At 62.9% G+C, this 26,552-nt stretch carries 38 protein-coding genes and 1 tRNA gene; 4 read left to right on the forward strand and 35 right to left on the reverse strand.

The genetic code is table 11. The features are described from left to right. The first annotated feature begins 15 nt into the window (after positions 1-15). From FHS50_RS06550 to FHS50_RS06560, 3 genes are all read left to right on the forward strand, one after another. Positions 16-92 (forward strand) — tRNA-Arg (locus FHS50_RS06550). Positions 93-236: 144 nt separating this feature from the next. After that, positions 237-722, forward strand: a complete 486-nt coding sequence (locus FHS50_RS06555; protein WP_183933536.1) for a DUF2165 family protein — start codon at positions 237-239, stop codon at positions 720-722. 223 nt (positions 723-945) lie between these two features. Continuing rightward, positions 946-1,104, forward strand: coding sequence for a hypothetical protein (locus FHS50_RS06560; RefSeq protein WP_183933537.1), 159 nt, complete (start codon positions 946-948; stop codon positions 1,102-1,104). A 99-nt stretch (positions 1,105-1,203) separates the two neighbouring features. On the opposite strand, the gene FHS50_RS06565 is transcribed toward FHS50_RS06560, so the two are convergent. Together FHS50_RS06565 and FHS50_RS06570 are read right to left on the reverse strand one after the other, a co-directional pair. Next, a complete protein-coding gene (locus tag FHS50_RS06565; RefSeq protein WP_183933538.1) occupies positions 1,204-1,728 on the reverse strand; it encodes a CinA family protein in 525 nt (174 codons plus the stop codon). A gap of 305 nt (positions 1,729-2,033) precedes the next feature. Next, on the reverse strand, positions 2,034-3,452 hold the full coding sequence (locus tag FHS50_RS06570; RefSeq protein ID WP_183933539.1) for an FAD-binding oxidoreductase: 1,419 nt from the start codon (positions 3,450-3,452) through the stop codon (positions 2,034-2,036). A gap of 53 nt (positions 3,453-3,505) precedes the next feature. Between FHS50_RS06570 and FHS50_RS06575 the strand changes: the two genes are divergently transcribed. Next, positions 3,506-4,006: a dihydrofolate reductase gene (locus tag FHS50_RS06575; protein ID WP_183933540.1), complete on the forward strand. Its 501-nt coding sequence runs from the start codon at positions 3,506-3,508 to the stop codon at positions 4,004-4,006. On the opposite strand, the gene FHS50_RS06580 is transcribed toward FHS50_RS06575, so the two are convergent. The 33 genes from FHS50_RS06580 to FHS50_RS06740 all read right to left on the reverse strand — a co-directional run bounded on the left by FHS50_RS06580 (position 4,003) and on the right by FHS50_RS06740 (position 26,550). Then, positions 4,003-4,539, reverse strand: coding sequence for an SRPBCC family protein (locus FHS50_RS06580; protein ID WP_183933541.1), 537 nt, complete (start codon positions 4,537-4,539; stop codon positions 4,003-4,005). The two genes, FHS50_RS06575 and FHS50_RS06580, sit on opposite strands and share 4 nt — an antisense overlap. 95 nt (positions 4,540-4,634) lie before the next feature. After that, a complete protein-coding gene (locus tag FHS50_RS06585; RefSeq protein WP_183933542.1) occupies positions 4,635-5,276 on the reverse strand; it encodes an adenylate kinase in 642 nt (213 codons plus the stop codon). A gap of 32 nt (positions 5,277-5,308) precedes the next feature. Further along, positions 5,309-6,676 carry a preprotein translocase subunit SecY gene (secY, locus tag FHS50_RS06590; protein WP_183933543.1) on the reverse strand — a complete coding sequence of 456 codons (1,368 nt, stop codon included), beginning with the start codon at positions 6,674-6,676 and terminating at the stop codon, positions 5,309-5,311. Positions 6,677-6,784: 108 nt separating this feature from the next. Beyond that, a complete protein-coding gene (gene rplO / locus FHS50_RS06595) occupies positions 6,785-7,318 on the reverse strand; it encodes a 50S ribosomal protein L15 (protein WP_183933544.1) in 534 nt (177 codons plus the stop codon). Positions 7,319-7,391: 73 nt separating this feature from the next. Further along, positions 7,392-7,586, reverse strand: coding sequence for a 50S ribosomal protein L30 (gene rpmD, locus FHS50_RS06600; protein ID WP_183933545.1), 195 nt, complete (start codon positions 7,584-7,586; stop codon positions 7,392-7,394). A 4-nt stretch (positions 7,587-7,590) separates the two neighbouring features. Beyond that, positions 7,591-8,364 (reverse strand): 30S ribosomal protein S5, encoded by a 774-nt coding sequence (rpsE, locus tag FHS50_RS06605; protein ID WP_221184838.1) that lies wholly within the window; start codon positions 8,362-8,364, stop codon positions 7,591-7,593. Next, complete coding sequence (gene rplR, locus FHS50_RS06610; protein WP_183933546.1) at positions 8,364-8,717, reverse strand: 50S ribosomal protein L18; 354 nt, start codon at positions 8,715-8,717, stop codon at positions 8,364-8,366. Before rplR ends, rpsE begins: the two co-directional genes overlap by 1 nt. A 3-nt stretch (positions 8,718-8,720) precedes the next feature. Further along, positions 8,721-9,257, reverse strand: coding sequence for a 50S ribosomal protein L6 (rplF, locus tag FHS50_RS06615; RefSeq protein ID WP_183933547.1), 537 nt, complete (start codon positions 9,255-9,257; stop codon positions 8,721-8,723). Then, positions 9,257-9,652 carry a 30S ribosomal protein S8 gene (gene rpsH, locus FHS50_RS06620; RefSeq protein WP_183933548.1) on the reverse strand — a complete coding sequence of 132 codons (396 nt, stop codon included), beginning with the start codon at positions 9,650-9,652 and terminating at the stop codon, positions 9,257-9,259. The genes rplF and rpsH overlap by 1 nt, the downstream gene beginning before the upstream one ends. 12 nt (positions 9,653-9,664) lie before the next feature. Beyond that, on the reverse strand, positions 9,665-9,970 hold the full coding sequence (gene rpsN / locus FHS50_RS06625; protein WP_183933549.1) for a 30S ribosomal protein S14: 306 nt from the start codon (positions 9,968-9,970) through the stop codon (positions 9,665-9,667). A gap of 40 nt (positions 9,971-10,010) precedes the next feature. Further along, positions 10,011-10,586, reverse strand: a complete 576-nt coding sequence (rplE, locus tag FHS50_RS06630) for a 50S ribosomal protein L5 (protein WP_183933550.1) — start codon at positions 10,584-10,586, stop codon at positions 10,011-10,013. After that, positions 10,579-10,899, reverse strand: coding sequence for a 50S ribosomal protein L24 (gene rplX / locus FHS50_RS06635; RefSeq protein ID WP_183933551.1), 321 nt, complete (start codon positions 10,897-10,899; stop codon positions 10,579-10,581). The genes rplE and rplX overlap by 8 nt, the downstream gene beginning before the upstream one ends. Further along, positions 10,899-11,267: a 50S ribosomal protein L14 gene (gene rplN, locus FHS50_RS06640; RefSeq protein ID WP_183933552.1), complete on the reverse strand. Its 369-nt coding sequence runs from the start codon at positions 11,265-11,267 to the stop codon at positions 10,899-10,901. The genes rplX and rplN overlap by 1 nt, the downstream gene beginning before the upstream one ends. Positions 11,268-11,296: 29 nt before the next feature. After that, positions 11,297-11,563 (reverse strand): 30S ribosomal protein S17, encoded by a 267-nt coding sequence (gene rpsQ, locus FHS50_RS06645; RefSeq protein ID WP_183933553.1) that lies wholly within the window; start codon positions 11,561-11,563, stop codon positions 11,297-11,299. An 11-nt stretch (positions 11,564-11,574) separates the two neighbouring features. Beyond that, the gene (gene rpmC / locus FHS50_RS06650) at positions 11,575-11,778 is read right to left on the reverse strand and encodes a 50S ribosomal protein L29 (protein ID WP_183933554.1); all 204 of its coding nucleotides are present in this window, start codon (positions 11,776-11,778) and stop codon (positions 11,575-11,577) included. Between the two features lie 2 nt (positions 11,779-11,780). Continuing rightward, positions 11,781-12,212, reverse strand: a complete 432-nt coding sequence (gene rplP / locus FHS50_RS06655) for a 50S ribosomal protein L16 (RefSeq protein WP_183933555.1) — start codon at positions 12,210-12,212, stop codon at positions 11,781-11,783. Between the two features lie 12 nt (positions 12,213-12,224). Then, on the reverse strand, positions 12,225-12,929 hold the full coding sequence (gene rpsC, locus FHS50_RS06660) for a 30S ribosomal protein S3 (RefSeq protein ID WP_183933556.1): 705 nt from the start codon (positions 12,927-12,929) through the stop codon (positions 12,225-12,227). Further along, positions 12,929-13,306: a 50S ribosomal protein L22 gene (gene rplV, locus FHS50_RS06665; protein ID WP_183933557.1), complete on the reverse strand. Its 378-nt coding sequence runs from the start codon at positions 13,304-13,306 to the stop codon at positions 12,929-12,931. The genes rpsC and rplV overlap by 1 nt, the downstream gene beginning before the upstream one ends. Continuing rightward, the gene (gene rpsS / locus FHS50_RS06670; protein ID WP_183933558.1) at positions 13,306-13,581 is read right to left on the reverse strand and encodes a 30S ribosomal protein S19; all 276 of its coding nucleotides are present in this window, start codon (positions 13,579-13,581) and stop codon (positions 13,306-13,308) included. Before rpsS ends, rplV begins: the two co-directional genes overlap by 1 nt. Positions 13,582-13,587: 6 nt before the next feature. Continuing rightward, positions 13,588-14,424, reverse strand: coding sequence for a 50S ribosomal protein L2 (gene rplB / locus FHS50_RS06675; protein WP_183933559.1), 837 nt, complete (start codon positions 14,422-14,424; stop codon positions 13,588-13,590). Between the two features lie 3 nt (positions 14,425-14,427). Further along, the gene (locus FHS50_RS06680) at positions 14,428-14,742 is read right to left on the reverse strand and encodes a 50S ribosomal protein L23 (protein WP_183933560.1); all 315 of its coding nucleotides are present in this window, start codon (positions 14,740-14,742) and stop codon (positions 14,428-14,430) included. Further along, complete coding sequence (gene rplD / locus FHS50_RS06685; protein ID WP_183933561.1) at positions 14,735-15,364, reverse strand: 50S ribosomal protein L4; 630 nt, start codon at positions 15,362-15,364, stop codon at positions 14,735-14,737. Before rplD ends, FHS50_RS06680 begins: the two co-directional genes overlap by 8 nt. 3 nt (positions 15,365-15,367) lie before the next feature. Continuing rightward, positions 15,368-16,123 carry a 50S ribosomal protein L3 gene (gene rplC, locus FHS50_RS06690; protein WP_183933562.1) on the reverse strand — a complete coding sequence of 252 codons (756 nt, stop codon included), beginning with the start codon at positions 16,121-16,123 and terminating at the stop codon, positions 15,368-15,370. A 247-nt stretch (positions 16,124-16,370) separates the two neighbouring features. After that, positions 16,371-16,682, reverse strand: a complete 312-nt coding sequence (gene rpsJ, locus FHS50_RS06695; RefSeq protein ID WP_044450118.1) for a 30S ribosomal protein S10 — start codon at positions 16,680-16,682, stop codon at positions 16,371-16,373. 187 nt (positions 16,683-16,869) lie between these two features. Beyond that, the gene (tuf, locus tag FHS50_RS06700; protein ID WP_183933563.1) at positions 16,870-18,060 is read right to left on the reverse strand and encodes an elongation factor Tu; all 1,191 of its coding nucleotides are present in this window, start codon (positions 18,058-18,060) and stop codon (positions 16,870-16,872) included. A gap of 73 nt (positions 18,061-18,133) precedes the next feature. Continuing rightward, a complete protein-coding gene (gene fusA, locus FHS50_RS06705; protein ID WP_183933564.1) occupies positions 18,134-20,236 on the reverse strand; it encodes an elongation factor G in 2,103 nt (700 codons plus the stop codon). Between the two features lie 63 nt (positions 20,237-20,299). Further along, positions 20,300-20,770 (reverse strand): 30S ribosomal protein S7, encoded by a 471-nt coding sequence (rpsG, locus tag FHS50_RS06710; protein ID WP_183933565.1) that lies wholly within the window; start codon positions 20,768-20,770, stop codon positions 20,300-20,302. Positions 20,771-20,830: 60 nt separating this feature from the next. Further along, positions 20,831-21,202 (reverse strand): 30S ribosomal protein S12, encoded by a 372-nt coding sequence (gene rpsL / locus FHS50_RS06715; RefSeq protein ID WP_183933566.1) that lies wholly within the window; start codon positions 21,200-21,202, stop codon positions 20,831-20,833. 273 nt (positions 21,203-21,475) lie between these two features. Continuing rightward, positions 21,476-22,777 (reverse strand): amidohydrolase family protein, encoded by a 1,302-nt coding sequence (locus tag FHS50_RS06720; protein ID WP_246332980.1) that lies wholly within the window; start codon positions 22,775-22,777, stop codon positions 21,476-21,478. A 153-nt stretch (positions 22,778-22,930) separates the two neighbouring features. Continuing rightward, positions 22,931-23,311: a hypothetical protein gene (locus tag FHS50_RS06725; RefSeq protein ID WP_183933567.1), complete on the reverse strand. Its 381-nt coding sequence runs from the start codon at positions 23,309-23,311 to the stop codon at positions 22,931-22,933. A 58-nt stretch (positions 23,312-23,369) separates the two neighbouring features. Continuing rightward, positions 23,370-24,674 carry a Xaa-Pro dipeptidase gene (locus tag FHS50_RS06730; RefSeq protein WP_183933568.1) on the reverse strand — a complete coding sequence of 435 codons (1,305 nt, stop codon included), beginning with the start codon at positions 24,672-24,674 and terminating at the stop codon, positions 23,370-23,372. Between the two features lie 57 nt (positions 24,675-24,731). After that, entirely contained in the window at positions 24,732-26,147 is a 1,416-nt protein-coding gene (gene lpdA, locus FHS50_RS06735) for a dihydrolipoyl dehydrogenase (RefSeq protein ID WP_183933569.1), read from the reverse strand. Next, a complete protein-coding gene (locus FHS50_RS06740; RefSeq protein ID WP_183933570.1) occupies positions 26,140-26,550 on the reverse strand; it encodes a hypothetical protein in 411 nt (136 codons plus the stop codon). The genes lpdA and FHS50_RS06740 overlap by 8 nt, the downstream gene beginning before the upstream one ends. Positions 26,551-26,552 lie beyond the last annotated feature (2 nt).

The following is a 26,552-nucleotide window of genomic DNA, read 5'->3' on the forward strand; positions in this document are numbered from 1 at the left end:
TATGCCCGTCGGCGCGCGCCCGTAGCTCAGCTGGATAGAGCACGTGCCTTCTAAGCATGTGGTCGCAGGTTCGAATCCTGCCGGGCGCACCATACCTCCAAGATATGCAAACGGATTCTCCAGCACGCAATGTCGATGGAGCGCAACGCCATCGACCGAGGTCGCGATCCAACTCGACAATTCATTGTTCCATGTTATTAACCGGGGCAAGGGAAACGGTCGAAATGGGGGTAGACATGATCCGCTTGACCAAGGCAGCGCTGGTCCTTGCAATCGGGCTTCACGCACTTTTCTATGCGTTGCAGAATATCGCTAATGTCGATGCAGCGCATCTCGCCTTGAACTATGTCCTGTCGGGCACCGACCATGAAGTCTATTCCCGTACCGCTTTCATCACGACGGCCAACCCGCTCCTGGCGTGGATCGCCCTGGGACTAGTGTTGCTGGGCGAGTTTGCCGTGGCGTTCTTCGGCATCAAGGGCGGCTGGGACCTTTTCAGAGCCAGGGCCGCATCGGCGGCGGAATATCATGATGCCAAACGAGCGGGCATCATGGCAGCGGGGCTGGCCCTTCTAGTCTGGTTCGGCTTTTTCATGACCTTCGGAGCCGCATTCTTCCAGATGTGGCAGACCCAGTTGGGCACCGGCTCGATGGAAGGTGCGTTCATGTACGCGATGGCCTCCGCAATAACGCTCCTGTTCGTGGTGCTGACCGATGACTGACCCTGCCATCGGGAAAGCAGCATAGCCTGAATAGGTTTGAGGGATTGGCCCCGGCCTTGCCGATGACGCGGGGAGCATGATTCCAATCCTCCCTTCCCATCCTGATGCCACGTCCATGCCGTGACCGGGCCAGCGCTCTCGCGGGCGGCCGGTCTTCATCGTCGGCAGGCCGTGGAAACAACGGGCTCCCTCCCTCGTTTTTCGAGGCAGAAGGAGAGTATCAATGTCCAGTGAAACGGGTAACGCCCAGGCGAAGAAAGAAAATCGCGGGAGCAGCAATCCCAACATGAAATTGCAGAAGCAGGAATCGCGCGATCCGAACCATTCGGATGGGCGCGACCGCGAAAACCGCAAAGGCGGCGATAACGCCGAAAACCTCTAAATCGTTTGATTGCGATGAAGGGAAAGCGGGTCCCGGGCAAATCGGGGCCCGCTTTTTCTTGACGGCTAGCCAGTCATTCCACCAGTGCGAGAAAGGCGGCTATTCGGCCTTGCTTCCGGGCTTCTCAAGCAGGGCTTCGAGCAATTCCAGGGCATGGGCGATGCTGGCGATGCGCACCGCCGCGCGGCCCACTTTTCCATGATGCCATTCGCCGTGCCGCATGCCGCCTTCGCGGTCGGTCGCCGCGACATGGACGAGACCTTCTTCTTCATCCTCCTCGCCCGGTCCCGCGAAACCGGTGATCGCGACAGCAAGGGCGGCCTGCGAATTGTCCAGCGCGCCTTTCGCCATCTCGATGGCGGCCTGACGGCTGACGGCTCCGAACCGGTCGAGGGTTTCGCGTTTCACGCCGAGCATCTCGATCTTGGCGTCATTGCTATAGGCAACGAACCCTCGCTCGAAGATGCCGCTATAATCGGGCACATCGGTCATCAGCGATGCCAGCAGACCACCGGTGCAGCTTTCGGCCGCGGCGATGGACGTGGATGCTTTGTTGGCTCGCTCCAGCAAGCGGCAAGCTTTCTCCATGAGATCGGCAGGCAGCGCCGACAATAGTTCGGTCATGGGATTTCGATCACTGCTTGAGGCGATCTTGCGCTGGCCGGACGCCGGACATGGGCAGCGTCGCCATCCACTTGCGCCATCGCAATACTCCTGCACATCGGGTGAGGAGAACGAACGCCTTTATGACGGGTTCCTTGGGCAGGTCGCGGTCCACCCGCGCCGCAGATTATTCTGGGGCGCTAAGCGAACATTATTTTCGCCTCCGGACTAGAATTTCCCGATGAATTGAGTGCCCATCTTTTTTACGCCGGGCGCACCATTTTCAAACGATGCCCGGATAGTTCGCGGGCCGCTTCGCGCTTTTGTCAGGGAATGAGCTTGCCCGGGTTCATGATGCCTGCGGGGTCGAGAGCCACCTTGACGGCGCGAAGGGCCATGAGCCGGGCGGGTTCGCCGAGGCGGGCCAGTTCGTCGCGCTTCATCACGCCGATGCCATGCTCGGCGCTGATCGAGCCGCCATGTGCGATGACGATGTCATGCACGAAGCGCTCGATCTCCTCGCCTTCGGCTTGGCGCCAGTCTTCGCGGGCGCGTTCCATCGCGCGCACATGGAGGTGGATATTGCCATCGCCGAGATGGCCGTAGCCCGACACCTGGCTGCCGGGCCAGCGCGCCTCGACGGCCTCGCGCACCTTGGCCATGAAGGCGGGAATGTCGGCGACGGGCACCGAGATGTCATGCTGCGTCGCCATGCCATAATGCGCCTTCTCGGCATCCGATAGGCTGTCGCGGATGCGCCAGAGCGCCTGCGACTGGCTTTCGTTGGCGGCGACCACGGCATCGCCGATGATATTTGCTTCGAGAGCCGCCGCCAGCAATGCCTCAACCTTCTCCCGTCCCTCACCTGCCTGCGGATAGGCGATTTCGACGAGCGCATACCATGGGCTTACAGTGCCGATCGGCGAAGCGATGCCGAGATGCTCCATGGCGGCGACAAGGCTGTCGTGAGGCAGGACCTCGAACCCCTCCAGCCTGTCCCCGAGCCCGTCCTGGAGACGGGTCAGCAGATCGAGGGCATGATCGAGATCGGCCAATGCGGCCCAGATGGTGGTTCGGCCCCGGGGCAAGGGCACCAGCTTGAGCCGCGCCGCGGTGATCACGCCCAGCGTCCCTTCGGCACCGATCAGCAATTGGTCGAGGCTGAACCCGCGATTGTCCTTCTTGAGACCCGAGAGGCCGTCATGGACGCTGCCGTCGGGGAGCACCGCTTCCACGCCCTCGACCAGCCCGCGCATCGTTCCGAAGCGCAGAACCTGCGTCCCGCCGGCATTGGTCGAGGCGAGTCCGCCGATCGTCGCGCTTCCCTTCGCGCCCAACGTCAGCGGGAAGCGGAGGTCATGCGCCCGGGCTTCCTCATGCAGGGTTTCGAGGATGGTCCCGGCTTCGGCCACGGCCACGCGGCGTTTGGCATCGATCGCGCGGATCGCGTTCATGCGGCGTGTGGACAGGATCAGCTGGTCGCCGCTGTCATCCGGCGTCGCGCCGCCGACCATCGAGCTGTTGCCGCCCTGGGTGACGATGGGCTGGCCCAATTCGCTGGCGAGCGCGAGCATCACCGAGACATGGCGCGTTTCGCGCGGTTCGAGCAGGGCGGGCGAGCGCCCCGTCCAACGACCCCGCCAGTCAGTGAGCCAGGGGAGGATAAGATCGGGGTCGGTGACCACCACATCCTTGCCCAGCTGTTCGCGGACGCGGTCGAGATATTGGCCGAGGCGCTGTGTCATGGCCTCTCCCCTACCCCTTCCCTTTGGCCGCGCAAAGGTTCACATAGCCCGCCATGAACCGTCAGCCCATCACGCTCATCCTCGCCCGCGCGCTCAACGGCGTCATCGGCAAGGACAATGATCTTCCCTGGCACCTTCCCGAGGACCTGAAGCGGTTCAAGAAGCTCACCATGGGCAGCGCGATGATCATGGGGCGCAAGACCTTCGAGAGCCTGCCGGGCCTGTTGCCGGGGCGGCGCCATATCGTCCTCACCCGTTCGTCCGACTGGGACGCGCCGGGCGTCGAGATTGCCCATTCGGCGCAGGCCGCGCTGGACCTGGCAGGCGAAGACCCTGTCTTCGTGATCGGCGGGGCGGCGATTTTCGAGATGTTCGAGCCTCATGCCGACCGGATCGAATTGACCGAGGTGCTGGCCGAGGTCGAGGGCGATGTCTTCATGCCCGACCTGCGCGGCATGGAGCATTGGGAAGAGGTCGATTGCGCCGATTATCCCGCCGAAGGCAAGCGGCCGGGCTTTCGCTTCATCACGCTTCGCCGCAGTCTCGACGACTAGGGAATGTCGCGGCGATTGCCCGCCGCCGCCTGCCGCCGCAGCCTTTTCATCTGCTCTCCCAGCACCCGGTCGACCGGTCCGGCGAGTGCCGCGCCATTGCCCTTGGGAAAGCCGAAGGCGCGATAGTCGAGGCTGATCCGCGAGCCGCCCGCGATCTTTTCCACCGACCAGACCATCGTTCCTGTCGCCGCTTCGAAGGTGAGCGGCCCCAGTCCGCCGGTAAAGACCAGCGCTTCGCCTGGTTTCAGCTGAACGAGGCGCAGATGTTCGACGAAGCCGCCGCTGTCGGGAAGCCGTTCGCAAAAGCAGCCGCCGGGCCGCAAGTCGAGCAGGAGATTGGCGCTGTCGCCCGAATAGCTATGTTCGGGATCCCACCAACGCGAAGGTGTGGTGAGCAGGGCATAGGCTTGCTCGGGAGGCACCACGACCTGGACGCTGTGCCGCACGTGGAAGGCATTGGCATTCTGGCTGACGATTTCGGCCTGCGCCGGCGCGGCCAGCAGGAAGGCCAGGGACAGACAAGCAGCGCGCATATTCACTCTCCGGATGCCGAAGAGAAAGAGTTAGGCTGCAATCCGGCCTGCTGTCCAGCGACAGCGGGAGCGAACGGAATCGGGAAGGAAGCGTTTCAGGCGTCGAGGAGTGCGTCGATCTCGGCGGCGACCGCTTCGACCGTGCCCATGCCGTCGACCTTTCGCACGAGGCCCTGTTCTTCGTAGAAAGGCAGGATCGGCGCGGTCTTGGCGCGATATTCCTCCATGCGCTTGCGCACGGTTTCCTCATTGTCGTCGGGACGGCGCTTGAACTCGGTCGAGCCGCAGACATCGCAGACGCCATCCTTTTCGGGGCGCTTGGAAACATCGTGATAAAGCTCGCCGCACTTGGCGCAGGTGAAGCGCCCGCAGATCCGCTCGACCAGCGCGTCCTCGTCGACGACCAGCTCGATCACATGGCTAAGTTCACGGCTGCGGTCGGCGAGCAGCATTTCGAGCGCTTCGGCCTGGTGGCGCGTGCGGGGATAGCCGTCGAAGATCGCGCCGCCATTGGCTTCGTCGAGATGTTCGCCGATGAGCGCCGAGACGATCGCGTCGGAAACCAGTTCGCCGCGCGCCATCACTTCCTTGGCCTGCATGCCGACGGGCGTGCCTGCCTTGATGGCGCCGCGCAGCATGTCGCCGGTCGAAAGCTGCACCATGCCGCGCGTCGCGACCAGACGCTTGGCCTGCGTGCCCTTGCCGGCGCCCGGCGGTCCCAACAGGATGATGTCCATCTGCGTCGATCCCCTTTAACGCGGCAGGCGCCCTAACGGCGGCGCCCGCCCTTCAACTTCGCCTTCTTGATCAGATCGCCATATTGATGGGCAATCAAGTGGCTCTGCACCTGGCTCACGAAATCCATCGTCACGTTGACGACGATGAGAAAGCTCGTGCCGCCAAGATAGAAGGGAATGCCCGCCTGGCTGAAGGCGATTTCCGGGATCAGACAGACGACCACCAGATAGACCGCGCCCACGGTGGTGATGCGGTTGAGCAGATAATCGAAATATTGTTCGGTCGCCTTGCCGGGACGGATGCCCGGGATGAAGCCGCCCGCGCGCTTGAGATTTTCCGCCACGTCCTCGCTGTTGAACTGCACCGCCGCGTAGAAGAAGCAGAAGAAAGCGATGCCGGCCCCGTAGAGGAACAGGTAAAGCGGGCTGCCGTGCGACAGATAGAAGCTCACCGTGGTGAGGAAGTCGTTGCTCGCCGCATTGGGATCGGCGGTGTCGCCGGCCATCTGCAGCACCGTCAGCGGCATCAGCAGGAGCGAGGATGCGAAGATCGGCGGAATGACGCCCGCGGTGTTGATCTTGATCGGCAGGTGGCTGCGCTCCTGCTGCATCCCGCCGCGCGCCTGCGCCCGCTTGGGATATTGCACGAGGACGCGGCGCTGGGCCCGCTCGACGAAGCAGATGAGGAGGATGAGCGCGGTCACGCCGACGACGATCGACATGATGAGCAGCGGATCGAGGGTACCCGAACGGCCGCCTTCGAACAGCTGGGCGAGTGCCTGCGGCAGGGTCGCCACGATGCCCGCCATGATGATCAGCGAAACGCCGTTGCCGATGCCGCGGCTGGTGATCTGTTCACCCAGCCACATGAGGAACAGCGTGCCGCCGACGAGGCTGACCGTTGCGGTGACGCGGAACAGGAAGCCCGGATCGACCACCGCCGCGATGCTCTGCGCGTCGCCGAGGCTTTCGAGGCCGGTGGCGATGAAATAGCCCTGCACCGTCGTCAGGAGGACGGTGAGGTAGCGGGTATATTGGTTGAGCTTCTTGCGCCCCGTCTCGCCTTCCTTTTTCAGCGCCTTCCACGGCTCGTGCAGGGCCGCGCCGAGCTGCACCACGATCGAGGCCGTGATGTAGGGCATCACGCCCAGGGCGATGATGCTCATGCGCTCGAGGCTGCCGCCCGAGAAGGTGTTGAAGAAATCCAGGACCCCGCCCCGCTGGGTGTCGAACAGCGCGGCCATGGCGCGCGGATCGATGCCCGGGATGGGAACGAAGGAAAGGAAACGGAAGAGCACCAGCGCGCCCAGCGTGAACCACAGCCGCTTCTTGAGCTCGGTGGCCTTGTTGAAGCTGGACAGGCTGATGTTGGATGCGAGTTGTTCGGCGGCGGAAGCCATGCGTCAAACCTTGTATAAATCAAACAGGCGGCGAGCAGCGTTTCCGCCCCCCGCCGCCTGATATAGTGTGCCGGGGGCGCTTGCGAACCCCCCAGGCGGCTTAAATGCTCAGGCGTCGGCCTTCTTGGCCTTGCCGCCCTTGCCCTTCTTCGCCTCTGCCTTCTCGGCGGGCGACGCGGACTTGAGCACTTCGACCGAACCACCGGCCTTCTCGACCGCTTCGATCGCGCCCTTCGAGGCGCCGGCGACGACGAACTTGGCCTTGGCCTTGATCTCGCCCTTGCCGAGGAGGCGCACGCCGTCCTTGCCGCCACGGGCGAGGCCGGCAGCCTTCAGGGCCGCGTGATCGAGATCCTTCTTGGCGTCGAGCTTCTTCTCGTCGATGGCCTTCTGGACCGCGCCCACATTGACGATGGCATAGTCCTTGCCGAACGGATTGTTGAAGCCGCGCTTCGGCATCCGCATGTGGAGCGGCATCTGGCCACCGGCGAAACCGTCGATGCTGACGCCCGAACGGCTCTTCTGGCCCTTCTGGCCGCGCGCCGCGGTCTTGCCCTTGCCCGAACCGATGCCGCGTCCGACGCGCATGCGGTCCTTGCGGGCGCCTTCGTTATCTCTGAGGTCGTTGATCTTGATGGTCATGTGCTGCACTCGCTTTCGCTGTTTTCGCGCTGATGGGAAGGAGCCCCGCACCGCGAGGCTCCATGGATGGGGTTCAGGCTTCCTCGACGGAAACCAGGTGATGCACCTTTTTCACCTGGCCGAGCACTTCGGGAGTGGCTTCGACGGTGACGCTGCGATGCATCTTGTTGAGGCCCAGGCCGACGAGAGTCGCGCGCTGGGTCTTGTCACGGCGGATCGGCGAACCGGTCTGCGTGATCGTGATCTTCTTGGTATCTTTCTTAGCCATTGCCTTACTCCGTCACCGCGTCGGCGGTGGCTTCCGCTTCGGCCTTTTCCATGCCGCCACGGCCGAGAAGGTCAGCGACCTTCTTGCCACGGCGCTGGGCAACCGAGCGCGGGCTGGTCTGATCCTTGAGCGCCTCGAAGGTCGCGCGGATCATGTTGAAGGGGTTGGCAGTGCCGTTCGACTTGGTCACCACGTCGGCAACGCCAAGGCTTTCGAACACGGCACGCATCGGACCACCGGCGATGATGCCGGTACCCGGAGGCGCCGAGCGAACGACCACCTTGCCGGCACCGAAATGGCCCTTGCCGTCATGGTGCAGCGTGCGGCCATCCTTGAGCGGGACACGGACCATGGCCTTCTTGGCCGCGGCGGTCGCCTTGTTGATGGCTTCCGGCACTTCGCGCGCCTTGCCATGGCCGAAACCGGCCCGGCCCTTGCCGTCGCCCACGACGACCAGCGCAGCGAAGCCGAAGCGCTTGCCGCCCTTCACGGTCTTCGAGACGCGGTTGATGTGGACGAGCTTCTCGATGAGCTCTTCGCCTTCGTCCTCGCGACGGTTGTCGCGCCCGCGACCACGACCGCGGCCACCGCCACGATTGTCGCGTCCGCCGCGACCGCCGCCACGGCCACCGCGGTTGCCGCGATTGACCTGGGCTTCGGCTTTCTCGCCGGCATTCTCGAGATTGGCTTCGGCCTGCGCCGCCGCAACCTCGGGCGTTTCCGTGACCTGCGGCGTTTCCGCAGTCTTTTCTTCGGTCTGCTTTTCGTCAGCCATCATTAGAACTCCAGGCCGCCTTCACGGGCGGCGTCGGCAAGGGCTTTCACCCGGCCATGGAACAGGAAGCCGCCACGGTCGAACACGACCTTGTCGACACCGGCCTTCTTGGCCTTGGCGGCGAGCGCCTTGCCAACCGCGGCCGCGGCATCGGTGGTAGCGCCCGACGAGAGCTTGACGTCCTTGTCGAGACTCGAGGAAGCGGCGATCGTCTTGCCCGCGGCATCGTCGATGAGCTGCGCATAGATATGCTTGCCCGAACGATGGACGCTGAGACGGGGACGACCCGCGGCGCGTGCCTTGATCGTCGAGCGGACCCGACGACGACGGCGTTCGAAGAGAGAGAGTTTCGCCATGGCTTACTTCTTCTTGCCTTCTTTGCGGAAAACATATTCCCCGCGATATTTGATGCCCTTGCCCTTGTAGGGTTCCGGCTTACGCCACTTGCGGATTTCCGCCGCGAAGTGACCGACTTTCTGCTTGTCGATGCCGCTGACTTCCACCGTGGTGGCGTCGGGGGTCTTGACCTCGATGCCCTCGGGGATGTCGATGTTGACATCGTGCGAGAAGCCGAGCTGCATGTTGAGCGTCTTGCCCTGCACCTTGGCGCGATAACCGACACCCGAAATCTCGAGCGTCTTGGTATAGCCCTCGGTGACGCCGGTGACGAGGTTCTGGACGAGCGTGCGCTGCATCCCCCAGACCTGGCGGCCCCGCTGCGACTTGGTCAGCGGCTGGACCGAAATCTCGTCGTCCTTGACGTCATAGGTGATGAGGTCGTCCATCATGGTCATCGACAGCGTGCCCTTGGGGCCCTTGACGGTCAGGGTCTGGCCGTCCTTGCTGGTCGTGACGCCCGAAGGAAGCGCGACCGGTTTCTTGCCGATACGGGACATTAGAACACCTCCGCCAGCACTTCGCCGCCGACATTCTGCTCCCGGGCTTCGGCGTCCGAGAGGACACCGCGCGGGGTCGACACGATCGTGATGCCAAGGCCGTTGCGGATCCGCGGAAGCTCCTTGGAGCCCGAATAGACCCGGCGACCCGGCTTGGAGACGCGCGCGACATGCTGAATGGCCGGCTGGCCTTCGAAATATTTCAGTTCGATCCGCAGGCCGTTCTGACCCGCCAGCTCTTCTTCCGAATAGCCGCGGATATAGCCTTCGCGCTGCAGCACGTCGAGGACGTGGGCACGCAGCTTGGAAGCGGGCGAGAGGATCGAGTCCTTGCGCGCCTGCTGGCCGTTGCGGATGCGGGTGAGCATATCACCCAGGGGATCGGTCATTGCCATCCTATTTACCCCTTACCAGCTCGACTTGGTCACGCCGGGGAGGAGGCCCTTGTTGGCCAGTTCCCGAAGCATGATCCGCGAGAGACGGAACTTGCGATAGTAACCACGGCTGCGGCCGGTGAGCTCGCAGCGGTTGCGGACGCGGGTCGGATTGCCGTTGCGGGGCAATTCGGCCATCTTCAGACGAGCGATCAGGCGCTCGGTATCGTCGAGCGACTTGTCGTTCGCGATCGCCTTCAGCTTCGCATATTTGGGCGCCGTCTGCTTGACCAGCTTCTTGCGCTTCTCGTTCTTGTTCACGGAACTCAGTTTCGCCATGACTTAAGTTCTCTTCCTTCCTGGGAGAGAGACCACCTGGTTAGGCAGCCTCCTTCTCCGCATTTTCCGCCGGGAACGGGAAGTTGAAGAGACGCAGCAGTTCGCGCGCTTCTTCGTCCGTCTTGGCGGTCGTGGTTACGATGATGTCCATGCCCCGGACCTGATCGACGTCGTCATAGTTGATCTCGGGGAAGACGATCTGCTCTTTCATGCCCATGGCATAGTTGCCGCGGCCATCGAACGACTTGGGGTTGAGGCCCCGGAAGTCGCGCACGCGCGGCAGCGCAATGGTCACGAGCCGGTCGAGAAATTCGTACATGCGTTCGCGGCGAAGGGTAACCTTCACGCCGATCGGCATGCCCTCACGCAGCTTGAACTGCGCGATCGACTTCTTCGCCTTGGTGATCACCGGCTTCTGGCCCGCGATCTTTTCCATTTCGGCGGCCGCAGCTTCGACCTTCTTCTTGTCCTGGGTGGCTTCGCCGACACCCATGTTGATGACGATCTTCTCGATCTTCGGCACTTCGTGACGGTTGGCATAACCGAACTTCTCGGTCATCGCCTTCACGATGCGCTCGTCATAGTCCTTCTTCAGACGCGGCGTGTAATCAGCCATCGATCTTCTCCCCGGAACGCGCAGCGACGCGAACCTTCTTGCCGTCCTTGTCGGTGTCGAAACGGACACGGGTCGGCTTGCCATCCTTGGGGTCGGCAATCGCGACCTTCGAGGCGTACAGCGGCGCCTCGCGCTTCTCGAGCCCGCCATTGGGATCGAGCTGCGTCGGCTTCTTGTGACGGGTGATGATGTTCACGCCGTCGACAATCAGCTTGCCTTCCTTGGGCAGCACCCGGGTCACTTCGCCGGTCTTGCCCTTGTCCTTGCCGGACAGGACGACCACGGTATCACCCTTCTTGATCTTCCCAGCCATTACAGCACCTCCGGAGCGAGGCTGATGATCTTCATGTGCTTCTTGGCACGAAGTTCACGCACGACCGGGCCGAAGATACGGGTGCCGATCGGTTCCTCATTCTTGTTCACCAGCACCGCGGCATTGCCGTCGAAGCGGATGACCGAGCCATCCTTCCGGCGGATATCCTTGGCGGTGCGCACGATGACGGCACGATGCACGTCACCTTTTTTCACCTTGCCGCGCGGAGCGGCTTCCTTGACGGACACCACGATGATGTCGCCGACCGAGGCAGTCCGACGCTTCGAGCCACCCAGCACCTTGATGCACTGGACGCGCTTGGCGCCTGAATTGTCCGCCACGTCGAGGGTCGATTGCATCTGAATCATGTCAGATCCTTCCTAACTAACGGGCAGCTCTAGGCCTCGGCACCAGCGCCGGCCGGAGCCGCGCTGACACGATCGAGAACCGTCCAGCTCTTGGACTTCGAAATCGGCTTGCACTCTTCGATGCGCACCGTCTCGCCCATCGAGAATTCATTCTTCTCGTCATGGGCGTGATACTTTTTCGACCGCTTGATGATCTTGCCGTAGAGCGGGTGCTTCACCCGGCGCTCGACAAGCACCGTGACGGTCTTGTCACCTTTGTCGGACACCACGGTCCCGGTGAGGATGCGTTTGGGCATCTTGTCTTCTCCTACGCCTTGGCCGCGGCGCGTGCGCGCTCGCCCTGCAGCGTCTTGATCTGCGCGATGGTGCGACGCACTTCGCGAACACGGGCAGGCTTTTCCAGCTGGTTGGTCGCGGCCTGGAAGCGCAGGTTGAACTGCTCCTTCTTCAGCTGCGTCAGCTCTTCGGCCAGCTGGTCGTCGGTCTTTGCCTTGAGATCGTCGATCTTCATGCTCAATTCCCTTCGATCAGGCTTTCGCCAAGGCGGGCAACCACCTTGGTCTTGATCGGCAGCTTCTCGGCGGCGCGCTCGAAAGCGGCTTTCGCCAGCGGGCCGGAAACACCGTCCAGTTCAAACAGGATCCGGCCGGGCTTGACGCGGGCGACCCAGAATTCGGGGCTGCCCTTGCCCTTACCCATGCGGACTTCGGCCGGCTTCTTCGAAACCGGAACATCCGGGAAAATGCGGATCCACAGACGGCCCTGGCGGCGCATGTGGCGCGTGATCGCGCGGCGAGCCGCCTCGATCTGGCGAGCGGTGATTCGCTCCGGTTCCATGGCCTTGAGGCCGTAGGCGCCGAAGTTCAGCTCGGTGCCACCCTTGGCATTGCCATGGATGCGGCCCTTGAAAGCCTTGCGGAATTTGGTGCGCTTCGGTTGCAGCATCTCATTCGTTCCTTAGCGGCGGTCGCGCGCCGGGCGGACACCCGAAGTCTGCGCTTCCATCATGAGGCGGTCCTGCGCCAGCGGGTCGTGGCCGAGGATCTCACCCTTGAAGACCCAGCACTTGATCCCGCAGACGCCGTAAGCGGTGTGCGCTTCGGCCTCGGCATAATCGACATTACCGCGCAGCGTGTGCAGCGGCACACGACCTTCGCGATACCATTCGGTCCGCGCGATTTCGGCACCGCCGAGACGACCCGAGCAGGTGATCCGGATGCCTTCGGCGCCAAGACGCAGAGCCGACTGGACGGCACGCTTCATGGCCCGGCGGAACGCCACGCGGCGCTCGAGCTGGTCGGCAACACCCTGGGCAACCAGGCGGGCATCGATTTCCGGCTTGCGGATCTCGACGATGTTGAGGCTGATTTCCGAATCCGTCATCTTCGACAGAGTCTTCTTCAGCTTCTCGATGTCGGCGCCCTTCTTGCCGATGATGACACCGGGACGCGCGGCATAGATCGAAATGCGGCACATCTTGGCCGGGCGTTCGATCACGACCTTCGAAATCGCCGCCTGGGGCAGCGTCTTCATGATGAACCGGCGGATCTTCAGATCTTCAAGCAGCTGCTTGCCATAATCCTGACCCTCGGCGAACCAGCGCGAGTCCCAGGTGCGGTTGATCTGCAGACGCAGGCCGACGGGGGAGCTTTTCTGACCCATTAGGCTTCTTCCTGCTCACGAACGACGACACGCAGGCGGCTGAACGGCTTGGTGATCCGGGTGGACCGGCCGCGCGCCCGGGTCGCGAAACGCTTCATGGTGATCGACTTGCCCACGCTGGCTTCCGCCACGACGAGCGCGTCGACGTCCAGATTGTGGTTGTTTTCGGCATTGGCCACCGCCGAGGCGAGCACCTTGTAGACATCCTCGCTCATTCCCTTGGTGGAGAATTTGAGGATGTTCAGCGCGTCCTCGACCTTGCGGCCGCGGATGAGGCCGGCAACGAGGTTGAGCTTCTGCGCCGACCCACGGATCATGGTGCCGACGGCGAGAGCTTCCTTCTCACCAACCTTGCGAGGCGATTTGGGCTTCGACATTAGCGCTTACCCTTCTTGTCGGCGGCGTGGCCCGGGAAAAAGCGCGTCGGCGCGAATTCACCAAGCTTCATGCCCACCATCTCTTCCGAGACGGAGACCGGCACGAATTTCTTGCCGTTGTAGACGTTGAACGTCAGCCCCACGAACTGGGGCAAGATGGTCGAACGACGCGACCAGGTCTTGATCGGCTTGCGCCCGCCATCTTCCTGAGCGGCTTCCGCCTTCTTCAGGAGCGACAGTTCGACGAAAGGACCTTTCCAAACGGAACGAGCCATGGTCGCTTACCTCTTCTTCTTCGCGTGGCGCGAACGGATGATGAACTTGTCCGTCGCTTTGTTCTTGCGGGTCCGGGCGCCCTTGGTGGGCTTGCCCCACGGGGTGACCGGATGACGACCGCCCGACGTGCGGCCTTCACCACCACCGTGCGGGTGATCGACCGGGTTCTTGGCGACGCCGCGGGTCAGCGGACGCTTGCCGCGCCACCGGTTGCGGCCAGCCTTGGCCAGGGTCGTGTTCGAATTGTCCGGGTTCGACACCGCACCGACCGTCGCCATGCAATCCGAGCGGATGTAGCGCTGCTCGCCCGAGTTCATGCGAACGATCACCATGCCCTTGTCGCGGCCCACCACCTGGCAATAGGTGCCGGCGGCGCGAGCGATCTGGGCGCCCTTGCCGGGCTTCAGCTCGATGTTGTGGACGATCGTGCCGATCGGCATCTGGCCGATAAGCATCGCATTGCCCGGCTTCACGTCGACCTTCTCGCCGGCGACGATCTTGTCGCCCGGAGCAACGCGCTGCGGCGCGATGATGTAGGCCTGCTCGCCGTCCGGGTAGGAAATGAGCGCGATGTAGGCCGAACGGTTGGGATCATATTCGATCCGTTCGATCGTGCCTTCGACGTCCCATTTGCGACGCTTGAAGTCCACCAGGCGGTACTTCTGCTTGTGACCGCCGCCGATGCCACGCGAAGTGACATGGCCCTTGTTGTTGCGGCCACCGGTCTTGGTCTTGCCCTTGGTGAGCGACTTGACCGGCTTGCCCTTGTAGAGCTGCGAACGGTCGACGAGGATCAGGCCACGGCGGGCCGGGCTCGTCGGCTTATATGCTTTGAGTGCCATCGGTTAGACCCCGCTCGTGATATCGATCATCTGGCCTTCGGCCAGCGTCACGATCGCTTTCTTCTCGTCCGAGCGCTTGTAGGGGCGACCCCGCCAGCGCTTCGACTTGCCCTTGGTCACGATCGTGTTCACCTTGGTGACGGTCACGTCATACAAGGCTTCGACCGCTTCCTTGATCTGCGGCTTGGTCGCGTCGTTGGCGACCTTGAACACCACGGCACCATGCTCGGAAGCCATGGTTGCCTTCTCGGTGATGTGCGGTGCCAGGACGATGTCGTAATGACGGTCCTGGACGGCTTTCTTCTGCTGCTTAGCCATTGAAACGGGCCTCCAGCTTTTCCAGCCCGGCGCGGGTCAGGACCAGCGTCTCGTGGCGGAGAATGTCGTACACGTTGGCGCCCATCGCCGGCATCAGGTTGATGCCTTCGAGGTTGGCCGAAGCGCGAGCGAAGCCGACGTTGACTGCTTCGCCATCGACCACCAGCGCGGTCTTGCCGAAGCCGAGCTTGCCGAGCTTCGCCTGCAGCGCCTTGGTCTTGGCTTCGCCGTCCATGTCGAGATTGTCGAGCACGATCAGCTTGCCATCCTTGGCCTTCGACGACAGCGCCATCTTCAGGCCGAGCGCACGAACCTTCTTGTTGAGGCTCGAGGTGAAGACGCGGGCGCGAGCGCCGTGAGCCTTACCACCGCCGATGAAGATCGGGGCGCGGCGATCGCCGTGGCGAGCCGTACCGCCGCCCTTCTGGCGACCATATTTCTTGCCCGTGCGGGCGACATCGCTGCGCTCACGCGTCGCGCGGGCGGGTGCCCGGCGGTTGGTGAGCTGCCAGGTGACCACGCGGTGGAGGATGTCTTCACGCGGCTCGACACCGAAAATTTCCTTGTCGAGCTGGATGTCGCCACCCGCCTTCGCGTCGAGGGTCTGAACCTTGACCTTCATCGCTTAGCCTTCCTTGCTTTCGTCGGCCGCCGGCGCGTTATCGGCCGGAGCCTCGGCAGCTTCGTTCTTGGTTTCCGCCTTGGCAGCCTGCTTGATGCCGGCCGGGTAAGGCGCATTCTCGTTCCGCGGCAGCTTCACTGCGTCGGTGACCATCAGCCAGCCACCCTTCGAGCCGGGCACCGAGCCCTTGACGAAAAGCAGGCCGCGCTCGGCATCGGTGCGGACGATTTCGAGATTCTGCTGGGTGCGATTGCGCGCGCCCATGTGGCCGGCCATCTTCTTGCCTTTGAAGACGCGGCCCGGATCCTGGCGGTTACCCGTCGAACCGTGCGAACGGTGCGAGATCGACACGCCGTGGGTGGCGCGAAGACCACCGAAGCCCCAGCGCTTCATCGCGCCGGCAAAGCCCTTACCCTGGGTCACGCCCTGGATATCGACCTTCTGGCCCGGTGCGAAATGATCAGCGGTGATTTCCGTGCCGACGTCGAGGAGAGCATCCTCGGCGACGCGGAACTCCACGACCTTCTGCTTGGGTTCGACTTCGGCCTTGCCGAATGCAGCACGCTGCGGCTTGGCGACATTCTTCGCCTTCGCCTTGCCCGCGCCGAGCGCGACAGCGGTGTAACCATCTTTATCTTGTTCGCGACGACCGACGACCTGAAGCTCGTCCAGCTGGAGAACGGTGACCGGCACATGCCGACCGTCTTCCTGGAACAGCCTCGTCATCCCCATCTTTTTCGCGATCACGCCAGTGCGCATGATCCACACTCCTTCACAGAGGCCCCTCTCCCACCATTGGGATGGGGGCATGCCGACCCGTGAAACAATGCGTGCCCCGCTTGGGCCATTCCTGCATGGAGTGCAGGATGCGGGGGACGCAGACCGCAGCGCATTTCCGTTGGAAAGTTGCTGCCCGGTATCCCTTTGATCCGTTGCCGGATTTTGCTCCGGCGTCGGTCCTTACGATCAGGACCGTGCGAGCGAATCTGCTCGCGGTGCCAGCCCTTTAGGCCAGCTTGATCTCCACGTCTACACCCGCGGCGAGATCGAGCTTCATCAGAGCGTCGACCGTCTGCGGCGTCGGCTGGACGATGTCGAGCAGACGCTTGTAGGTGCGGACCTCGAACTGCTCGCGCGACTTCTTGTCGATATGCGGCGAGCGGTTCACGGTGAACTTCTCGATGCGCGTCGGCAGCGGAATGGGCCCGCGGATCAGAGCGCCCGTACGACGGGCCGTGTCTGCAATGTCCCCAGTAGCCTGATCGAGCACACGATGATCAAAAGCCTTGAGACGAATCCGGATATTCTGCGTTTCCATGTCCACTTACCGATGCGAAAGAGCCAAGCCCCGTCCGAAAGACGTCGGAGGCCAACCAAATTAAACTCAAAAAGGAAGGCCGCGTTCTTAACCGTGGAGGCCTGAACGCAGCCTTACTTTAAACCTGTAAAGGCCGGGCCGCGAAGGTGCTGACGAATCAGCGGCCCCCGCGGCCACGCGCCCTATATTACTTCGTGATCTTGCCGACAACCCCCGCGCCGACGGTACGACCGCCTTCACGGATGGCGAAGCGAAGACCCTGGTCCATAGCGATCGGAGCGATCAGCTTGACACCCAGCGAGACATTGTCGCCCGGCATGACCATTTCCGTACCTTCCGGCAGGACCACTTCGCCCGTCACGTCGGTCGTGCGGAAGTAGAACTGCGGACGGTAGTTGGCGAAGAACGGCGTGTGACGGCCGCCTTCGTCCTTCGACAGGACATAGACTTCGGCTTCGAAGTCGGTGTGCGGGGTGATCGAACCCGGCTTGGCCAGAACCTGGCCGCGCTCGACTTCGTCACGACCGACGCCGCGGATCAGCGCACCGATGTTGTCGCCAGCCTGGCCCTGGTCGAGCAGCTTGCGGAACATTTCGACGCCGGTGACGGTCGTCTTGGTGGTGTCCTTGATGCCGACGATTTCGACTTCGTCGCCAACGTTGACGATGCCGGTTTCGACACGGCCGGTGACCACCGTACCGCGACCCGAGATCGAGAACACGTCTTCGATCGGCATCAGGAAGTCCTTGTCGAGCGGACGATCCGGCTCGGGGATCCACTCGTCGACGGCGTCCATGAGCTTCAGGATCGCGTCCTGGCCGATTTCACGGTTGCTGTCTTCGAGGGCAGCAAGGGCCGAACCCGCGATGATCGGAATGTTGTCGCCGTCGAAGTCGCGCTTCGAAAGTTCTTCGCGGATTTCGAGTTCGACGAGCTCGAGCAGTTCGGGATCGTCGACCTGGTCGACCTTGTTGAGCCACACGACCATGGTCGGAACGCCGACCTGCTTGGCGAGCAGGATGTGCTCCTTGGTCTGCGGCATGGGGCCGTCAGCGGCCGAAACCACGAGGATCGCGCCGTCCATCTGGGCAGCACCGGTGATCATGTTCTTCACATAGTCGGCGTGGCCCGGGCAGTCGACGTGCGCATAGTGACGCTTGTCGGTTTCATATTCGACGTGCGCCGTCGAGATGGTGATGCCGCGCTCGCGCTCTTCCGGAGCCTTGTCGATGTTCGCGAAATCGACCGCTTCCGACTTGCCGGCTTCCGCCAGCGTCTTGGTGATCGCCGCGGTGAGCGACGTCTTGCCATGGTCGACGTGACCGATGGTGCCGATGTTGACGTGCGGTTTGTTCCGCTCAAATTTTGCCTTCGCCATTATACGCCTCTTCTTGTCTTAATGGTGACGGACGACGCCCGTTGCGAGCGCGCCCATAACGCCTAATTTCCCGTTACGCCAGCTTTGCCTTCAATTCGTCGGCAACATTCTGCGGCACTTCCTCATAATGAGAGAATTGCATGCTGTACTGGGCACGGCCCGAAGTGAAGCTACGCAGCTCGTTGATATAGCCGAACATGTTGGCCAGCGGCACATGGGCCGTCACGACCTGCGCATTGCCGCGGCTGTCCGTGCCCTGGATCTGGCCACGACGGCTGTTCAAGTCGCCGATCACGTCGCCCAGGTAATCCTCGGGCGTGACGACTTCAACCTTCATCACCGGTTCGAGCAGCTTGATGCCGGCCTTCTGGGCCGCTTCGCGCATGGCCGCACGGCCCGTGATTTCGAACGCCAGCGCCGACGAGTCGACATCGTGATATTTGCCGTCCAGCAATTCGATGTCGAAGTCGATGATCGGGAAGCCGATGAGCGCGCCGGTCTCGGCGGTCTCGCGCATGCCCTTTTCGACTGACGGAATATATTCCTTCGGAATGTTGCCGCCCTTGACGCTGTCGGTGAAGGTGATGCCCGACCCGCGTTCGCCCGGGGTCAGCGCGACCTTCACTTCACCGAACTGGCCCGAACCACCAGACTGCTTCTTGTGGGTGTAGGTCAGTTCGACCGGCTTCGCGAGCGACTCGCGATAGGCGACCTGCGGAGCGCCGACATTGGCCTCGACCTTGAACTCGCGCTTCATGCGGTCGACGAGAATGTCGAGGTGCAATTCGCCCATGCCCTTGATGATGGTCTGGCCCGATTCATGGTCGGTCGACACGCGGAAGGAGGGATCCTCGGCCGCGAGACGGTTGAGCGCGACGCCCATCTTTTCCTGGTCGGCCTTGGTCTTGGGTTCGACCGAAAGCTCGATCACCGGATCCGGGAATTCCATGCGCTCGAGGATGATCGGAGCCGACGGCGCGCACAGCGTGTCGCCAGTCGTGGTGTCCTTGAGGCCCGCGATCGCGACGATGTCGCCCGCATAGGCTTCCTCGATGTCTTCGCGGTTGTTGGAATGCATCAGCAGCATGCGGCCGATCTTTTCCTTCTTGTCCTTCACCGTGTTGAGCACGCTGCCCTTCGACAGCTTGCCCGAATAGATGCGGGCGAAGGTGAGCGAGCCCACGAAGGGGTCGTTCATGATCTTGAACGCCAGCGCCGCGAAGGGCTCCTCGTCCGAACTCGGACGGGTGGCGGTCTTGTCTTCGCTGCCCGGGATCACGCCTTCGATCGGCGGAACGTCGATCGGCGAAGGCATATAGTCGACAACTGCGTCGAGCAGCGGCTGGACGCCCTTATTCTTGAAGGCCGAACCGCACAGCACGGGAACGAAGGCGCGCGCCAGCGTCCCCTTGCGGATCAGCTTCTTGAGCGTCGCCGGGTCGGGAATTTCACCTTCGAGATAGGCCATCATGACATCGTCGTCCTGCTCGACGGCGGTCTCGATGAGCTTCTCGCGATATTCGGCCGCCTTGTCGGCGAGGTCGGCGGGAATGTCTTCATAGACGAATTCTGCGCCGAGGCTTTCGTCCTTCCAGACGATCGCGCGGTTCTTGACGAGGTCGACGACACCCTTGAGCTGGTCTTCGCTACCGATCGGCAGGGTCAGAACCAGCGGGTTCGCGCCGAGACGATCGACGATCGAGTTGACGCAATAATAGAAATCGGCACCGGTACGGTCGAGCTTGTTGATGAAGCACATCCGCGGAACCTTGTACTTGTCCGCCTGGCGCCACACCGTTTCCGACTGCGGCTCCACGCCGGCAACGCCGTCGAACACCGCGACTGCGCCGTCGAGCACGCGCAGCGAACGCTCGACTTCGATGGTGAAGTCGACGTGGCCCGGGGTGTCGATGATATTGATGCGGTGCTCTTCGCCCGTCTCATCGCCATCCTTCACGGTCCAGAAAGTCGTGGTCGCAGCAGAGGTGATCGTGATGCCACGCTCCTGCTCCTGCTCCATCCAGTCCATCGTCGCGGCGCCGTCATGGACTTCGCCGATCTTGTAGGACTTGCCGGTGTAGTAAAGGATACGCTCGGTCGTGGTGGTCTTGCCGGCGTCGATATGCGCCATGATACCGATGTTGCGGTAGCGCTCGATGGGATGGCTGCGGGCCATGATAAATTCCTTCTGGGGGTTATGACCGCCCGCCCGGCGGGCAGGCGGCCATGACAGTCTGTTTTACCAACGGTAGTGGCTGAAGGCGCGGTTCGCTTCGGCCATGCGGTGCGTGTCTTCGCGCTTCTTCACCGCATTTCCGCGGTTCTGCGAAGCGTCCATCAGCTCGCCCGACAGGCGTGCGGCCATGGTCTTCTCGGCGCGGTTGCGCGCGGCCGAGATGAGCCAGCGGATCGCGAGGGCCTGGGCGCGCTCGGGGCGCACTTCGACGGGGACCTGGTAGGTCGCGCCGCCGACACGGCGCGAACGCACTTCGACCTGCGGCTTGATGTTGTTGAGCGCCTCGTGGAACACGTTCAGCGGCTCGGCCTTCATCCGCGCTTCGACATTGTCGAGCGCGCCATAGACGATGCGCTCGGCAACCGACTTCTTACCGTCGAGCATGATGTTGTTCATGAACTTCGACAGGACGAGATCACCGAACTTGGGATCGGGAAGAATGACGCGCTTCTCTGGGCGACGACGACGGGACATATTGAATTCCTTTTGCGAGCGGCGCGCCAGCCATCGGGCGGCGCGTCCGACGAAACCAGCTTACTTGGGGCGCTTGGCACCATATTTCGAACGGGACTGACGACGGTCCTTCACACCCTGGGTGTCGAGGACGCCGCGCAGAACGTGGTAACGCACACCCGGAAGGTCGCGCACACGGCCGCCGCGGATCAGCACCACGCTATGCTCCTGGAGGTTGTGGCCCTCGCCCGGAATATAGCTGATGACTTCGCGCTGGTTGGTCAGGCGCACCTTGGCCACCTTGCGAAGCGCCGAGTTCGGCTTTTTCGGGGTCGTCGTGTAGACGCGGGTGCAGACGCCGCGCTTCTGCGGGTTCTGCTCCATCGCAGGGACCTTGGACTTGGTCTTCTGCTGGGTGCGGCCCTTGCGGACCAGCTGGTTAATCGTCGGCATGAAGCCTTCACCTTTCTGTTGCCGGGCATCTCCCGGCGGTTACTTTGTTTCCGATAGGCCAAATGAAGGACGTGGCCCTCCCGGTTTCCCGGGCGGCTGCCCTTCAGTTCGTCCTGGCGGAACAATGTTCAGCTCAAATGTTCCAGCGCACGACGGAATCACACCACCGGCGCGGACGAGCGGCCCATTAAGAGATATGCTGCATCGCGTCAACAGCAGGCGCGGCGGAAAGTGAGCGCAATCCGGCCACTTAGGGCCGGCAGGGCGCCTCGGTCATTCGACCACCACGCCCCGCGCCATCACGAAGGGCACCGACCGGAACGCCGCCGGGTCGACGAGCGGGTCGCCGCTCACCGCGATGATGTCGGCGCTCTTGCCTGCCTCGATCGTCCCGATTTCGTCCGAAAGACCCAAGAGGTCGGCGGCATTGACCGTCGCCGCGACGAGCGCGCCTTCCATCGTCATCCCGTTGGCGACCATCAGTTCGAATTCATCGGCGTTGCGGCCATGCTTGGACACGCCCGCATCGGTGCCGAAGGCGATCTTCACGCCGCGCGGCACCAGCTGCTGCAATGATTTTCCGGTGATGTCGATGCGCCAGCGGATCTTGGCGAGCACGTCGGGCGAATAGGCGCCCGCATTGGCGGCCAGCCGCTCCTTGTAGCCGTTCACGGTCGAAAGCGTGGGAACATAATAGGTGTCCGACCGCGCCCAGGCGTCGATCACTTCCTCGGTAAGGATCGTGCCATGCTCGATGCTGTCCACCCCGAGCTTGAGCGCAAGGAGAATGCCGTCCGCGCCATGGGCATGGACCGCCACTTCCTTGTCATAGAGGCGCGCAGTCTCGACGATCGCGCGGGCCTCGTCCTCGAACATCTGGGCGCCCAGCCCCGCGCCGATCCGGCTGTTGACCCCGCCGGTCGACGCAAACTTGATGACGTCGGCCCCGCGTGCGACCTGCAATCGCACCGCACGGCGGCATTGCGCCGGACCGTCGCAGGTATTGCCCTTCTCCTCGAACAGGGGGCGGAATTCGTCGCGCCAGCCGAGCGCGCCGTCCATATGACCGGTGGTCGCCGAAAGGCTGACGCCCGCATCGACGATGCGCGGTCCCTGCACCATCCCGTCCTCGACCGCCTTCGCCAGCGCGAGCGTCGCGCCCGTGCCATCGCCAAGGTTACGCACCGTGGTGAAACCGGCGCGCAGCGTCTTCATGCCATTGGCATAGGCATTGAGCGCGAACCAACCGTCCGAGCGCTCCATCGACTGCATCGCGCGCGCCACCCCGCCCTCGTCGCTTGAGAGGTGGACATGGCTGTCGATGAGGCCCGGCAGCACGGTCTTGTCGCCGAGGTCGATCAGCCGTGCCCCCTCGGGCGCGGGCTGATGCCCCGCGCTCACCGAGCGGATGCGCCCGTCCTCGACGATGATGGTCGAAGGGCCTTGGACGCCCTCACCCGGCACGGCGATCAGCCGTCCGGCATGGATGACGATCGGCTCGGCCATCGCCGCGCTGCCCATCGCGAGGGCAAGCCCCGCGGCAAAAATCCGGTTTACTGATGCTGCAAGGCCCAAGGGACCATCTCCTCCACGGGCGTTCCGCCCTAGATTACCGCCTCGATATGCTCGACTGCCGTGATGTCGCGCAAGGGATCGCCCGCGACGACCACCATGTCGGCATAGCGGCCGACCTCGATCGCGGGGACATGACCGCTGCGCCCCAGCGCCTCAGCTTGGTTTTTGGCTCTCGAAAATGGCTCGATTCCGCTTCTCCTCCTCGGGGAAGTTTCTCGTGATCTCCTTTATGAGGAGTAAAAAAATGAGGGCTGCGAACACGCCGACCACGAGAGCGACTAGGTATTGCTGCTCCAGATAGACCAGTAGTCCTACGGCGATCCCAACCAAACCGAAGAGTGCAATATGCAAAACCCACTCTTTAGGGCTTGCACGATATTTGGCGTGAACGCCCACCGGCCAGTTCTGCGAAAGTTCCTGATAGATTCGCCCCCCGATCAAAAGGCTCAATTGCCGATGTAATTTTACCAGCAAGAGGAAAGATGTAGCTATAGAAAAAAGCGCAACCAGCCCGACGTCCCACACTATCTGCATACGTCAGCACCTGCCGCCGCCGCCCGCCCGAGGGCAAGCCCTGCAGCGAAAATTCGGCTTACTGACGCTGCAAGGCCCAAGGGACCATCTCCTCCACAGGCGTTCCGCCCTTGATCACCGCCTCGACATTCTCGACTGCCTTGATGTCGCGCAAGGGATCGCCCGCGACCACCACCATGTCGGCATAGCGGCCGACCTTGATCGTGCCGACATCCGCGCTGCGGCCCAGCGCCTCGGCGCCGTTGAGGGTCGCCGCGCGGATCGCTTCGAGCGGAGTCATTCCATATTCGGTCATCACCGAGAATTGCCCCGGCACCCAGCTCGGCGGCATCACGCCGACATCGGATCCGAACACCATCCGTACGCCCGCTTCGTGCGCCTTGCGGAAATTGTCCCGCTGCGCCTGCGCGATGTCGCGGTCCTTGCGAAGATTGACCTCGAGCACGCCGTTTTTGCGCCCCTCGGACTGGGTATAGTCGGTGTTGCGGATATCCATCGAGAACCACACCGGTCGAGCGCGGCTGGCGGCTAGGCGGATGCCTTCGTCATCGACGAGGCTGGCATGTTCGATCGTGTCGATGCCCGCGCGGATCGCGCGCTTAATTCCCTCGGCGCCATGCGCATGCGCCGCCGCGCGCACGCCCCACTGATGCGCCTCGTCGGCGATCGCGCGCAATTCCTCTTCGGAAAGCTGCGGCTGCCCGGGTTCGGTATTCATCGAGAAGACCCCGCCGGTAGCGCAGACCTTGATTACCTCGGCGCCGAACTTGCGCTGGCGCCGGACCTGGTAGCGTAGCTCGTCGACGCCGTCGCCAATCCCCTCTTCCTTGCCATCCTTCTCGAGGCTGGGGGGAAGAAAAGTGCTATCGCAATGCCCGCCGGTCGCGCCCAGCGAATAGCCTGCCGGGACGATCCGCGGGCCGACGACATAGCCATCCTCGATCGCCTGCTTCAGCCCGATCGCGGCGCGCTGGGTACTGCCGACCTGGCGCACCGTGGTGAAGCCCAGCTTGAGCATCGCTTCGCCCGCCGGGACCGCCGTGATCGGCCAGAAGCTGTCAGTATATTGGTAGCCGCGATAGCCGCCGATATTGGCGGGCCTGTCGAGATGGACATGCATGTCGATAAAGCCCGGCAGGAGCGTCTTGCCGGCATGGTCGATATGACGGTCCTCGCGCGATAGCGGCGGCGGCTCGCCGGTCCCGATCGAACGGATGCGCCCGTCGTCACCGACGCGGATGAGCGGGCGCTCGACATAGCGCCCCCGCTCGACGTCGAGATAGCGGTCGGCAGTGATATAGGTGTCGGCGGCAGCGGCACCCGGCACAGCAGCGCCGAGCGCCAGCAGAATCGCAAATCGCATGGCAGTTCCCCAGTTACGCGGACATGAGATTAATCCGCGCGACGGGAACGGCAAGCGTCAGATGTGCAACACCCGCCCATAGGCCGCGAGGACGCTTTCATGCATCATCTCGCTCAGCGTGGGATGCGGGAAGACGGTGTTCATGAAATCCTCTTCCACCAGTTCGGCCTGCTTGCCCACGGTATAACCCTGGATGAGTTCGGTGACTTCGGCGCCGATCATGTGCGCGCCAAGGAGTTCGCCCGTCTCGGCATCGAACACGGTCTTGATAAAGCCCTCGGTCTCGCCCAGCGCGATCGCCTTGCCATTGCCGATGAAGGGGAATTTACCGACCTTGACCTTGTGTCCCGCTTCCTTGGCGGCCTTCTCGGTCATGCCCACCGAGGCGACCTGCGGATGGCAATAGGTGCAGCCCGGGATATTCTTCACGTCCATCGCGTGGGGATGAACATCCTTGTTGCCCATTTCCTGCGCGATCGCCTCGACGCAGATGATGCCTTCATGGCTCGCCTTGTGCGCCAGCCAGGGCGGCGCGGTGACATCGCCGATCGCCCAGATGCCCTTCACATTAGTGCGGCACATGGCGTCGGTGTCGATATGCCCCTTGGTGGTCTTCACCTTGAGCTTGTCGAGGCCGATATTCTCGGTGTTGGGCAGGATGCCGATGGCGACGATGCAGTGGGAGAATTTGCGCTCCTCGACCTTGCCCTTGGCATCCTTGATCTTGGCGGTGACGCCCGACTTTCCGGCCTTGAGGTCCTCGACCCCCGCGCCCGCCATGATTTCCATGCCCTGCTTCTTGAGGCTCTTGGCGAGTTCGGCGGAAATATCGTCATCCTCGACCGGCACGATCCGGTCGAGCATCTCGACGACGGTCACATTGGCGCCCATGTCATTGTAGAAGCTCGCGAATTCGATTCCGATCGCGCCCGAGCCGATGACCAGCAGGTCCTTGGGCATTTCCTTGGGTACCATCGCGTGGCGATAGGTCCAGATGCGCTCCCCGTCGGCCTTGGCGAAAGGCAGGTCGCGTGCCCGCGCGCCGGTGGCGACGATGATATGCTTGGCGGCAAGCTGGCTCTTCTTGCCCTTGTCGTCGGTGATGGTGAGCTTGCCGACGCCGTCGATATGGCCGGTGCCCATGTGGACGTCGATCTTGTTCTTCTTCATCAGGCCGGTGACGCCCTGGTTCAATTGCTTGGCGACCGCGCGGCTGCGCGCGACGACCTTGTCGAGGTCCATGCCCACGCCCTCGGCCTTCAGGCCATATTTCTCGGCATGCTTCATATTGTGGAGCACCTCGCCCGAGCGGAGCAGCGCCTTGGTGGGAATGCAGCCCCAGTTGAGACAGATGCCGCCGAGGCTTTCGCGCTCGACGATCGCGGTCTTGAGGCCGAGCTGCGACGCGCGGATCGCCGCAACATAGCCGCCGGGCCCCGAGCCGAGGACGATGAGATCGTAATTGTCAGCCACTTGGCGAACTCCTGTCTAAATCTGGACCTGCGGACCGGCGATCCGCGAAACGGAAGGTGAGAACGAAGATGATGGCGCTCGCCCCTCCCGCCAATCCGCCTTTCCAGGGAAACTCCCCGACCAGCGGATAGAGGATGAGGACCGGCCCGATAAGGCAAATGGCCGTCGTGAACAACAGCCGCCCCGCCGCGCTCGATGCGCGCGGCGCGAAACGATAGGCAGGCCAGGCCAGCAATATGCAGACCGCGAGCGCGAACGGCCCCGCGAGCGAATAGGCAAAGACAAGATCATCGCCGCCGATGCTTTGCCATTCGCCGAACTGGTCGAGCGCGAGAAAGAGCAAGGGGACCAGGGCCGCGGCAGCCAGCGCTGCCACCAGCACCCGCAACAGCTCCTTCGTCACCG

This window comes from Sphingomicrobium lutaoense, assembly GCF_014195685.1.
In the GTDB taxonomy this organism is placed as follows: Bacteria; Pseudomonadota; Alphaproteobacteria; order Sphingomonadales; family Sphingomonadaceae; genus Sphingomicrobium; species Sphingomicrobium lutaoense.